The organism is Pseudomonas sp. NPDC086278 (assembly GCF_050280905.1).
GTDB lineage: Bacteria > Pseudomonadota > Gammaproteobacteria > Pseudomonadales > Pseudomonadaceae > Aquipseudomonas.
Genome location: NZ_JBNNWE010000016.1, coordinates 67,262 through 78,623, shown reverse-complemented (window position 1 = coordinate 78,623; position 11,362 = coordinate 67,262). Strand labels below are relative to the sequence as shown.

General features: G+C 60.5%; 11 protein-coding genes and 1 pseudogene. 3 read left to right on the top strand and 9 right to left on the bottom strand.

From position 1 onward, the window contains the following. The first annotated feature begins 287 nt into the window (after nucleotides 1-287). Both ACQKP4_RS07600 and ACQKP4_RS07595 read left to right on the top strand, forming a co-directional pair. Nucleotides 288-607, top strand: a pseudogene (locus tag ACQKP4_RS07600) (hypothetical protein). A gap of 113 nt (nucleotides 608-720) precedes the next feature. After that, nucleotides 721-1,482 carry a YdcF family protein gene (locus ACQKP4_RS07595; protein WP_427631863.1) on the top strand — a complete coding sequence of 254 codons (762 nt, stop codon included), beginning with the start codon at nucleotides 721-723 and terminating at the stop codon, nucleotides 1,480-1,482. A 42-nt stretch (nucleotides 1,483-1,524) separates the two neighbouring features. Here ACQKP4_RS07595 and lnt read toward each other — a convergent pair whose 3' ends face one another. The 5 genes from lnt to miaB form a co-directional block, all read right to left on the bottom strand. Next, nucleotides 1,525-3,048 (bottom strand): apolipoprotein N-acyltransferase, encoded by a 1,524-nt coding sequence (gene lnt / locus ACQKP4_RS07590; RefSeq protein WP_427631861.1) that lies wholly within the window; start codon nucleotides 3,046-3,048, stop codon nucleotides 1,525-1,527. A gap of 8 nt (nucleotides 3,049-3,056) precedes the next feature. Further along, nucleotides 3,057-3,896 carry an HlyC/CorC family transporter gene (locus tag ACQKP4_RS07585; protein WP_427631859.1) on the bottom strand — a complete coding sequence of 280 codons (840 nt, stop codon included), beginning with the start codon at nucleotides 3,894-3,896 and terminating at the stop codon, nucleotides 3,057-3,059. Between the two features lie 5 nt (nucleotides 3,897-3,901). Then, nucleotides 3,902-4,396, bottom strand: coding sequence for an rRNA maturation RNase YbeY (gene ybeY, locus ACQKP4_RS07580; RefSeq protein ID WP_427631857.1), 495 nt, complete (start codon nucleotides 4,394-4,396; stop codon nucleotides 3,902-3,904). Beyond that, on the bottom strand, nucleotides 4,389-5,393 hold the full coding sequence (locus ACQKP4_RS07575) for a PhoH family protein (protein WP_427631855.1): 1,005 nt from the start codon (nucleotides 5,391-5,393) through the stop codon (nucleotides 4,389-4,391). The genes ybeY and ACQKP4_RS07575 overlap by 8 nt, the downstream gene beginning before the upstream one ends. A 214-nt stretch (nucleotides 5,394-5,607) precedes the next feature. Further along, complete coding sequence (gene miaB, locus ACQKP4_RS07570; protein ID WP_427631853.1) at nucleotides 5,608-6,936, bottom strand: tRNA (N6-isopentenyl adenosine(37)-C2)-methylthiotransferase MiaB; 1,329 nt, start codon at nucleotides 6,934-6,936, stop codon at nucleotides 5,608-5,610. Between the two features lie 135 nt (nucleotides 6,937-7,071). On the opposite strand from miaB, the gene ACQKP4_RS07565 reads away from it, so the two are divergent. Next, complete coding sequence (locus tag ACQKP4_RS07565; RefSeq protein WP_007894425.1) at nucleotides 7,072-7,401, top strand: DUF1820 family protein; 330 nt, start codon at nucleotides 7,072-7,074, stop codon at nucleotides 7,399-7,401. Between the two features lie 166 nt (nucleotides 7,402-7,567). On the opposite strand, the gene ACQKP4_RS07560 is transcribed toward ACQKP4_RS07565, so the two are convergent. The 4 genes from ACQKP4_RS07560 to ACQKP4_RS07545 form a co-directional block, all read right to left on the bottom strand. Next, nucleotides 7,568-8,122 carry a tetratricopeptide repeat protein gene (locus ACQKP4_RS07560; protein WP_427631850.1) on the bottom strand — a complete coding sequence of 185 codons (555 nt, stop codon included), beginning with the start codon at nucleotides 8,120-8,122 and terminating at the stop codon, nucleotides 7,568-7,570. A 225-nt stretch (nucleotides 8,123-8,347) separates the two neighbouring features. Next, entirely contained in the window at nucleotides 8,348-9,631 is a 1,284-nt protein-coding gene (gene hemL, locus ACQKP4_RS07555; RefSeq protein ID WP_427631848.1) for a glutamate-1-semialdehyde 2,1-aminomutase, read from the bottom strand. Between the two features lie 17 nt (nucleotides 9,632-9,648). Then, nucleotides 9,649-10,272 carry a thiamine phosphate synthase gene (thiE, locus tag ACQKP4_RS07550; RefSeq protein WP_427631846.1) on the bottom strand — a complete coding sequence of 208 codons (624 nt, stop codon included), beginning with the start codon at nucleotides 10,270-10,272 and terminating at the stop codon, nucleotides 9,649-9,651. 32 nt (nucleotides 10,273-10,304) lie between these two features. Further along, the gene (locus ACQKP4_RS07545) at nucleotides 10,305-11,102 is read right to left on the bottom strand and encodes a hydroxymethylpyrimidine/phosphomethylpyrimidine kinase (RefSeq protein WP_427631844.1); all 798 of its coding nucleotides are present in this window, start codon (nucleotides 11,100-11,102) and stop codon (nucleotides 10,305-10,307) included. Between the last annotated feature and the right edge of the window lie 260 nt (nucleotides 11,103-11,362).

Genomic DNA, 11,362 nt, shown 5'->3' with positions numbered 1-11,362 from the left:
CAACTACCCGCCCAAAGTCGCGCTGGTGGCCGACTCGCGCCACGCCGCGCAAGCCTTGCTCGACGCACTGTCCCACCACTCGCTGGCCGAGCGCCAGACGAGCTGGAAGTGGAGTTACAGGAAGCGCCGTAGCATACATGACCGCGCTCTACCGAGGGAAACCCTGATTGCACGCCGGCGTGGACAGAGCGGCGCTGCGAGGGCCGTTGGTCGCGGCGCTCAGCCGGTTTGTTCATGGAAGCTAAGCTCTAAATGGGGAGCGAGTCTTATCTTCAATGAGGTGAGGGATGGTTGAGTCACGACAAAAAGCCACAAAGCCGGAGCTGTACGAAAGACTGATTGATCGTCTGGGAATAGCTCTGGACGCTGCAAAAACTGCTGGCCGGCTGCGCGATGAGCGTCCCCTGGAGCTGGAACTGCGTGGCTTGAGCCCTGCAGAGTTCGAATTGGTCAGAGCCTATCTGGACCGCAGTGAACGTGAGACGCAAGGATACTTGTCGGCGGCAGTGAAGCAACTCGAGGCGCCACGTTCGGCCAATATCATCTGGCTCAAGGACAAAGTACAAGGCAGGGACGCGGTAAGGTCCGGTCTCTGCAATTCAAATAAGGGTATTTGAGGTCATGACCCAGCGTTTGAAACATTGTGAAGCATAGTCCTCTCATACCCGTTGTCGCATTGCGTCAACCCACTTAGTCTTCGGGCATCTTTGGAGATGCTCGATGCCTTTTCGTTATTTCGTAAAACAACTTTTATTGCCGCCCGGCATTCTTTTGCTGTTGCTGCTTCTTGCCTGGTGGTTTCGTCGCTCGAGGCCAAGGCTTGCCGGCGTCTGCTTTGCCTTGGGGCTGGGTGGCTTATGGTTGATGAGTTTACCGGTGGTGGTCGAGTGGAGCGCAAAGGCCCTCGAGCGCGAGCCGCCACTGGCCCGCGATGAATGGGCAACGCTGGCGCAGCACGCCGACGCGATTGTCTTGCTGGGTTCGGGGCGTGAGCGTGGCGACCGCGCGTGGGGGAGCGACCAGCCAACCGGTATCGGCCTGCAGCGCGAGCGTTATGCGGCGCGACTGGCAAAAGCGTCAGGCTTGCCAGTGCTGACCAGCGGTGGGCTGCATTACGGCACGCCGCCCAGCGAAGCGAAGTTGATGGCCGATTCAATGCTCGATGATTTCGGTGTCACGGTGCGCTGGCAAGAAGGGCGTAGCCGCACGACGTGGGAAAACGCGCAGATGAGCGCCGAGGTTCTGTTGCCACAAGGGATCAGGCGCGTAGTAGTTGTGACGCAAGCCGCGCACATGCCGCGAGCGGTGTGGAGTTTCAAAAAGGCAGGGTTCGACGTGGTGCCGGCGCCCGTGGGGTTCCTCGGCGGGGACAACGCCCGACCGCTCGGTGGCTGGATGCCGGAGTTCAAATCGATCTGGGAGAACGGCCAGTTGATGAATGAGGCGGTGGGGCAGATCGGGTATTCGATGTTCTATCGCTGAGCCGGAGGGAGAGAGGGCAAGTCCTCTCTCCCTGGGCCGTGTCTAGACGGTCTTCGCCATTCGGTTGGCAATCAATGCCCAGCCAAATAACAGCAGACACACGATGATCAGCGGCCACGAACGCCATTGCAGGTACGGCGTGAGGTTGTGCATCGGCACCACTTCGCCGTACAGGATGCCGCGCTCGAACTGCGGGATCTGCGCGGTAATCTGGCCAAACGGATTTATCAGCCCGGACACGCCGTTGTTGGTCGCGCGGATCATCCAGCGGCCGGCCTCGAGCGCGCGCATCTGCGCCATCTGCAAATGTTGCAGTGGGCCGATGGACGTGCCAAACCAGGTGTCGTTACTGATGGTCAGCAGCAGATCGCTTTGTGCCGAAAGGTTGGCGGCGAAATCCGGGTACACCACTTCGTAGCAGATGAACGGTGCAATCTGGTAACCCTTGGCTTGCAGCATCGGCTGATCGGCAGGGCCACGGGCGAAGTCGGACATCGGTAAATCGAAGAACGCGATCAGCCCGCGCAGCAGGTCCTGCAATGGCACGTATTCGCCGAATGGCACCAGTTTCTGCTTGAGGTAGGTGCCATCGCCTTCACCGACCACGGTAATGCCATTGAAGAAGCGTTTTTCATGACGCACTTCCATGCGCACCGGCACGCCAGTGATCAGCGCGGTTTTACGCTCGGCGGCGAAGTTGCCCATCATGTTCAGGTAGCCCTCGGCGGACTCCTTGAGCACCGGCACGGCGGTTTCCGGCCAGATCAGCAGGTCGGTACGCTTGGCGCTGAAGCTCATGTCGCGGTACAGCGCCAGTTGTGCGTTGAGCTGCGCCGGGTCCCATTTCATGCTTTGTTCGATGTTGCCCTGAATCGCCGCGACGCTCAGCGGTGGGCCCGCCGGGCTGGTCCAGGCGTGTTCTTTCAGCGCCAGACCCGCTACCCACGGGCCGACCAGCAACAACACGCCCGCCGCAATAAAACCCTTGCGACCGCTGCGCACCAGGCGCATGGCGTTATAGATCAGCGCCGCCGTCAGGGCCAGGGTGAAGGAAATCAGCCACATCCCGCCGACAGGCGCGAGCCCGGCCAACGGGCCATTTAGCTGGCTGTAACCGGAATAGAGCCACGGGAAACCGGTGAGGAACCAGCCGCGGAACGCTTCCTGGCCGACCCACAGCGCGGCAAACGCCAGGGCGTCGGCCAGCGGCGCTTCGTTACGGCGCAGCCAGCGCGCCCAGAGCCAGGCGGGCAGGGCAAAAAACCAGGCAATCGCAGCGGTGAAGGCCAGCATCAGCAAGCCGGCCAGCAACACCGAGGCGCCGCCGAAGTTGTGAATGCTGTAGTAGATCCAACTGGTGCCGGCGCCAAACAGGCCGAAACCAAAACACCAGCCACGGCCCAGGGCCTGACGCGGGCTCAGCTCGCGCAACCCGGCATAGAAGAATCCGACCGCCAGCAATGCCAGTGGCCAGATATCGTACGGCGCCAACGCCAGGGTGGTGAGTGCACCGGCCACCACGGCCAGCAGATTACCGGGCCAGCCGGGACGGGTCAGACGGTGCATTTCAATCCTTAGCGGGCAATAGGCGTTAAGCGCAGCAAGTGAATCCGACGGCTGTCGGCGTTAAGAATGCGAAAGCGATAGGGGCCGATTTCAGTGATTTCGTTGCGTTTTGGCAAGTGCCCGAACGCGCTCATCACCAGGCCGCCGACGGTGTCGAACTCTTCGTCCGAAAACTCGCTGTCGAAGGCGTCGTTGAAACTCTTGATCGGCGTCAGTGCCTTGACCAGGAAGTCGCCGCTGGGCAGCGGCTTGATGTAACTGTCTTCTTCGACGTCATGTTCGTCTTCGATGTCGCCGACGATTTGTTCCAGCACGTCTTCAATCGTCACCAGACCCGCCACGCCGCCGTATTCGTCGATGACGATGGCCATGTGGTTGTGGTTGGCGCGGAATTCACGCAGCAGCACATTCAGGCGCTTGGACTCCGGCACGAAGGTGGCCGGGCGCAGCAGGTCCTTGATGTTGAAGCTGTCGCCGTTCTCCTTGAGGATCAACGGCAGCAAGTCCTTGGCCAGCAACACGCCCATCACGTCATCGTGGCTTTCGCCGATCACCGGATAGCGCGAGTGGGCCGAGTCGACCACCGCAGGCAGGAACTCGCGAGGCGTCTGGGTCGCCTTGATGCTGATCATCTGCGAGCGCGGGACCATGATGTCCCGTACTTGCAGGTCAGCCACCTGGATGGCGCCTTCGACGATGGCCAGCGCTTCGCTGTCCAACAGTTTGTTCTGGTGTGCGTCGCGCAGCAGCTCCAACAGCTCCTGGCGGTTTTTCGGCTCGTGGGCAAAAGCCTGGGTGAGCTTACCCAGCCATGACTTCTGCCCGTTGCTCGATCGATCTTCGCTCATAGCGATTACTCTGAATCCTTTGTTGTAACGATAGGGGATGTTTCAATTTCGTCGTCCGCGTACGGATCGGGATAACCCAACTCACCAAGCAACGTTCGTTCCAGCGCTTCCATTTCTTCGGCTTCATCGTCATCTATATGGTCGTAGCCGAGCAGATGCAAACAGCCGTGAATCACCAGATGCGCCCAATGGGCCTTTAGTTCCTTGCCCTGTTCGGTGGCCTCACGCTCGACCACGGCGACGCAGATCACCAGATCGCCCAGCAACGGGATGTCGAGAAACTCGTCGGGCACGTCGGCGGGGAACGACAGAACGTTAGTGGCGTAATCCTTGTGCCGCCAGGTGTGGTTCAGCTCGCGGGCTTCTTCCTCGTCGACCAGGCGAATGGTCATTTCGGAATCGGCGGTGCGCTGGCGCAGGGCCAGTTCGCACCATTGGCGGAACTCGGCTTCGCTGGGGGCGGGTGCGTCAGTGGCCAGTTGCAGATCAAGCTCAAGCATCGCGGCGACTGTCCTTTGGCGCTTCATCGGCCAGGCGATTCTCGAAGCGCTCATAGGCTTCGACGATGCGTTGCACCAGTGGATGGCGCACAACGTCCTTGGGTTTGAAATGGGTAAAACTGATGCCCGGTACGTCTTTGAGCACTTCGATCACATGGTGCAGCCCGGACTTGGTGCCTTTCGGCAAGTCGACCTGGGTGATGTCACCGGTGATGACCGCCGTGGAGCCGAAACCGATGCGGGTCAGGAACATCTTCATTTGCTCGACGGTGGTGTTCTGGCTTTCGTCGAGAATGATGAAGCTGTTGTTCAGCGTGCGGCCGCGCATGTAGGCCAGCGGCGCGACTTCAATGACCTGGCGCTCGATCAGCTTGGCCACGTGTTCGAAGCCGAGCATCTCGTAGAGCGCGTCGTAGAGCGGGCGCAGATACGGGTCGATCTTCTGCGACAGGTCGCCGGGCAGGAAGCCGAGCTTTTCGCCCGCTTCAACCGCCGGGCGCACCAGCAGGATGCGGCGAATCTGCTCGCGTTCCAGCGCGTCTACCGCGCAGGCAACGGCCAGATAGGTCTTGCCGGTACCGGCGGGGCCGATGCCGAAATTGATGTCGTTGCCGAGAATTTCCTTCACGTAGCGCAATTGATTCAAGCCGCGAGGGCGAATCATGCCTTTTTTGGTGCGCAGGGCGACGGAGGGTTCGTTGGGCGAAACGTTGTCCATCTCTTCGACGGCCGATTCCTGCAAGTACAGGTGAACCGTATCTGGCGACAGCTCCGTACCTTTGGTTTCCCGGTACAGGCGGCGAATCAGATTTTCCGCAGAAGTGGTGTGTTTGGGGTCGCCGATCAGCTCGAACTGGTTTCCGCGGTTGCGGATCTCGATGGTCAGGCGCTGTTCGATCAAGCGCAGATGCTCGTCGAATTGCCCGCACAGATTGGCGAAGCGCCGAGCCTCAAAGGGCTCGAGGATAAAACGATGTGGTTCGATGGGTGCGTTCAAGGTCGTATTTAGCCGCCCTGGGGCAATTGAGATGAAATGAAGGATAACGCCAGTGGCGCGGGTGCGAAAGCTCTTAAACAGACCAATCTGAATCAGGCGTCTGGCGCGGTCCCTGTGGGAGCGGGCTTGCTCGCGAATGCGGTCTGTCAGTCACATGGATGTTGAATGTGCCGAGGCTTTCGCGAGCAAGCCCGCTCCCACAGGGAACGAGGGGTTACTGGATCAACGACCCGCGCAGCGAGTGTGGCTGAGCGGCGTCGATGTGCACATCGGCGAACTGGCCGATCAGGGTTGGCGTGTCGCAGCGGAAGTTGACGATACGGTTATTCTCGGTCCGGCCTTGCAGCTCGCCCGGGTCTTTTTTCGAATAATCGGTGACCAGAATCCGCTGGACCGTGCCGACCATTTGTCGGCTGATCTCGAAACCTTGCTGGTTCAGGCGATGTTGCAACGCGTTCAGGCGCTCTTTTTTCAGCGCTTCTGGCGTCTCGTCCGCCAGATCGGCAGCCGGAGTGCCCGGACGCTGGCTGTAGACGAACGAGTACGAGAAGTCGAAGCCCACGTCTTCAATCAGTTTCATGGTTTGTTCGAAGTCTTTCTCGGTCTCGCCGGGGAAGCCGACGATGAAGTCCGAACTGATGCAGATGCCCGGCACGGCGGCCCGCAACTTGCGCAGCTTCGATTTGTATTCCAGCGCGGTGTGATTGCGCTTCATGGCCGAGAGAATCCGGTCCGAACCCGATTGCACCGGCAAGTGCAGGTGCTTCACCAGTTCCGGCACATCGGCGTGTGCCTGGATCAGGCTGTCCGAGAACTCCAGCGGGTGCGAGGTGGTGTAGCGAATCCGGTCGATGCCATCGACGGCGGCCACGACGCGGATCAGCTCGGCCAGGTCAGCCAGGCGTCCGTCATGCGTGGTGCCGCGATAGCCGTTGACGTTCTGGCCCAGCAACGTCACTTCGCGCACGCCGTTTTCGGCGAGGTGAATGATCTCGGCGATTACGTCATCGAACGGCCGGCTGACTTCTTCGCCGCGGGTGTAAGGCACCACGCAGAACGTGCAGTACTTGCTGCAACCTTCCATCACCGACACATAAGCGCTCGGGCCGTCGATGCGCGGCTCGGGCAAATGGTCGAATTTTTCGATTTCCGGGAACGAGACGTCCACTTGCGGCAGCTTGGTGGCGCGCGCGGCGTCGATCATTTCCGGCAGGCGGTGCAGGGTTTGCGGGCCGAACACCACGTCCACGTACGGGGCGCGGTCACGGATGGCGGCACCTTCCTGACTGGCCACGCAACCGCCGACGGCGATCACCATGTCCGGGTTGGCGAGTTTCAGTTCGCGCCAGCGGCCGAGTTGGGAATACACCCGGTCCTGCGCGCGCTCGCGGATGGAACAGGTATTGAGTAGGATCACGTCGGCGTCTTCAGCGCGAGCGGTCACTTCCAGGGCCTGATGTTCACCCAGCAGATCGACCATGCGCGAGCTGTCGTACTCGTTCATCTGGCAACCGTGGGTTTCGATGTAAAGCTTCTTGGCCATGGACAGTGTCATCACGTGATTCAAAGAACCGCGCATTATAGGGAACATGTCCTCAGGTTCCTACCGCTGTGCGTCCGGCGGCTATGCTATAGTTCGCGCCCTCATTTTTATCCCCCGATGTGTTGCCCGCCGACCATGACCAAACGTGAAGCCCCAATCTATAAGGTGATTTTCCTCAACCAGGGCCAGGTGTATGAAATGTATGCCAAGCAGATCTATCAAAGTGATCTGTGGGGCTTTCTGGAAGTGGAAGAGTTCGTCTTTGGCGAGCGCACGCAAGTGGTCGTCGATCCGAGCGAAGAGAAGCTCAAAGCTCAGTTCGAGGGCGTGGTGCGCAGTTTTGTGCCGATGCATTCGATTGTGCGCATCGACGAAGTCGAGCGCCTGGGCACACCGAAAATCAGCGAAGCCCGTGGCGCGGTCGGCAATGTCATGCCGTTTCCGATGCCGATGCCTGAGAAGTAGCGAACAGGTTGAGTGGCCACAGAAGGTTGTTGTGGCGAGGGGGCTTGCCCCCGTTGGGCTGCGCAGCTGCCCTTAATAGTTTTATTGACTCGCCCGCTGACCAACTTGCGGCTGCTTCGCAACCGAACGGGGGCAAGCCCCCTCGCCATACGGGACCGAGTGATGATCAGGGAAGAGGCGCAAACGGCGTACGCCCATCCGCACTCTGCAATTCCATCAGGTATTTACGGAAGATTTGCCCTAGCACCTGAGTCGCCACCTCAAGTTCCTCGCGCGGCATTTTCTCGGCCACTTCATCCGCGGTGTCCAGCGCATCTTCGGCGCCATTGACCGCCGCCATCTTCAGCACGATATACGCCTGAACGTTATTGGCCGGTACGCCTTCGCCATGGAAGAACATGGTGCCGAGTTTGAATTGCGCCTGGGCGTGGCCTTGCAGGGAGGCTTTTTCGAAGTAGGCCAGGGCCTGATTGAGGTCGCGCGGCGTATTTTTGCCGTCGTAGTAGAACTCACCCAACTCGTATTGCGCTTGCGCATCCCCATCGTCCGACGCTTTCTGGCAGGCGGCGAGCGCTTGCGTCAGGTCTTGCGGCTGAGTATTGAGGGTGCAGCGACCCATCGCTGGGATTAACAACGAGTTGCCGCCTGCTTGTGCGAGCGCGAGCAGGGGCTGAAGGAGCAACAGGCAGCCCAATGCAAGGGCGCGGCCGGTGCGGTTCATGGGAATCGACTTACCTCTGAAGGGCGCGCGGACCCATAGAGGGGATCCAATAAGCGCGCATTATGAAATAAGCAGGGCCATCCTTACAAAGTCTTTACTCGTTTTTCTGCTGCACGGGGAATATATCGCCCACTTTGCGGGAGATTATTAGCAGATGAGTAGGATAAAACGCGCAAATGTAGGTAAAAGCTGACGCTGGCAATCGCCAACGTCAGCGGCACAGCTTTATTTCAATGCGGCGAAGGCGCGCTCGGCGGCATCCAGCGTCAGTTTCAACTCGGCTTCGCCATGGGCGATCGAGGTGAAGCCGGCTTCAAACGCACTCGGCGCCAGGTACACGCCGCCTTCGAGCATCAAGTGGAAGAAGCGCCCGAACAGTTTCGCATCGCTGGCCATCACGTCGTCGAAAGTCACGATGTCGTCGGCACCGCTGAAGTACAGACCGAACATCCCGCCGGCCTGGGTGGTCACGAACGGAATGCCGGCGGCGTCGGCGCGCTGTTGCAGGCCATCGAGCAGGCGGCTGGTGTAATCGCTCAGCTCGTCATGGAAACCCGGGCGGCTGATCAGGCGCAAGGTCGTCAGACCCGCGGCCATCGCCAGCGGGTTACCCGACAACGTGCCGGCCTGATACACCGGGCCCAGCGGCGCAATGTGCGACATGATTTCGCGCTTGCCGCCGAAGCAACCCACCGGCATGCCGCCGCCGATGATTTTGCCGAAGGTGCTCAGGTCCGGCGTCACGCCGAAATGCGCCTGTGCACCGCCGAGTGCGACGCGAAAACCGGTCATCACCTCGTCGAAAATCAGCACCACGCCGTGCTTGTCGCACAGGGTCCGCAGGCCTTCGAGAAAGCCCGGCGCCGGTGGCACGCAGTTCATGTTACCGGCCACCGGTTCGACGATGATGCAGGCCACGTCCTGGCCGACGTCGGCGAGCATGGCTTCCACGGCGTCGATGTCATTGAAAGGCAGGGTGAGGGTGTGTTTGGCGAAATCCGCCGGCACGCCGGCCGAGCTCGGCACGCCTTGGGTCAGGGCGCCGGAACCGGCCTTGACCAGCAGGCTGTCGGAGTGCCCGTGGTAGCAGCCTTCGAACTTGATGATGTTGTCACGGCCGGTGAAACCACGGGCCAGACGGATGGCGCTCATGGTTGCTTCGGTGCCGGAGCTGACCATGCGCACCATTTCCATCGACGGCACGATCGAGCAGACCAGGTCCGCCATCTCGGTTTCCATGGCCGTCGGCGCGCCGTACGAGAGACCGTGTTCCAGCTGTTTGCGCACCGCGTCCAGCACGTCCGGATGGCTATGGCCGAGGATCATCGGGCCCCAGGAGCCGACGTAATCGACATAACGCTTGTCGTCTTCGTCGGTGACGTAGGCGCCTTCAGCGTGTTTGAAGAACAGCGGGGTGCCGCCGACGCTTTTGAAGGCGCGGACAGGCGAATTCACGCCGCCGGGAATGTGTTTCTGGGCATTGGCAAACAGGGTTTCGGAACGAGACATGATCGGGCTCTCAAACATCAGGATTTGAACAATTCGTTAAAGGCGCGGGCGCGACGCGTCACTTCGGCGGTACTTTCGGCACCAAACAAGCCGTGCACCACCGCCAGCAAGTCGACCCCGTGCGCCACCAGCGGCGCGGCGTTGTCGAGGGTGATGCCACCGATCGCACAGATCGGCAGGTGCAGTTTGCTGCGAGCCTGGTCGAGCAGTTCGAGGCTGCAAGTCGGGGCGCCAGGTTTGGTCGTGGAGTTGAAGAAGCGGCCGAAGGCGACGTAACTGGCGCCTTCTTTGGCGGCCTGCTCGGCGAGTTCGAGTTGTGCGTGGCAGGTCGAACCGATGATCGCCTGGCGCCCGAGCAAGGCGCGGGCCGGGGTCAACGGGCCGTCGGTCTGGCCCAGGTGCACGCCGACGTTCAAGCGTGCGGCCAGCTCGGCGTCATCGTTGATGATCAGTTGGGTTTTGTAGCGCTCGCATAAATCGCGCAGGGCCTGGGCCTCGCGCAGACGCCGGGCCTCGTCGCTGCTCTTGTCGCGGTATTGCAGCAGGGTGACGCCGCCTTCCAGCGCCGCCTCTACGTACGACAGAAATTTACCGGCCAGCAACTGGCTATCGGTAATGGCATACAGGCCACGTAGTTTCATCGGACAAGCCTCACCGCATGACGAATGGAAAGTTACGAACAGAAATCCAGCGGCAAGCGGCGCGGCACGAACTGGCCTTTGCCGAGCTGTTCTGCATCCCGCAGCGTTCGCCACGTGTAGTTAAGCGCGGACTGCACGGCACTGGCGAGGTTTTCGCCCAGGGCCAGACGACCGGCCAGCGCACTGGCCAAGGTGCAACCGGAACCGTGATAACTGCCGGGTAAGCGCTGGCAGGTATAGGTTTCGCGCAAACCGTCGCGGCTGTACAGGCGGTTGTGGATTTCGTGTTCGTCGCCATGGCCGCCAGTGATCAGCAGGTGTTTGACGAAGGGCAGCAGTTTTTCAGCGCATTCGTCAGCGGTGCCGTCTGGCAGTTCGGCGAGAATGCGGGCTTCGGGAAGGTTGGGCGTGGCAATGATCGAGAGCGGTAGCAGCCGTTCGCGCATGGCATAGCCGACCTCGTCCTTGCCCAGTCGTCCGCCGCCGCCGGCGCGCAGCACCGGGTCGCAGACCACTGGCAAGTGCGGATGCGCCGCGAGCAGTTCGACGACAGTGTCGACCATCTCCAGTGAACCGAGCATGCCCAGTTTCACCGCAGAGACTTGCGAGTCGTTGAGCACGGCGTTGGCCTGGGCCAACACCCACTCGCGGTCGAGCACGCGAAAGTCGGTGACGTTGACCGTGTCTTGGACAGTCAGGGCGGTGACGGCCGGGGCCGCATGACAACCCTGAGCGAGCAGGGCTTCGATATCTGCCTGCAAGCCGGCGCCACCACTTGGATCGTGGCCGGAGAGACAGAGGACAACGGGGCGAGAGCTGTAGATATTCATGGTGCGCGAGCTTACCACCAGTCGACCAGCGAGTCATGAAAGCGACTTGTGCCAGGCTTCGCCAGCCGCTACAGGAATGCGTAAAACGGCCGATGCAATCACATGTCCCGACGGTGTAACCGGTTCTACCCTGAAAAATGACGCTGTGATGCCCGTTCTAGAGCCTTTTCAGGAAAAATTTCAATGGTGCTCAATGGCCATCAACGGCTATGCTAGAGTGGATCCAAACCAATAACAGGTAATGCCGGTTTTACGTCTAC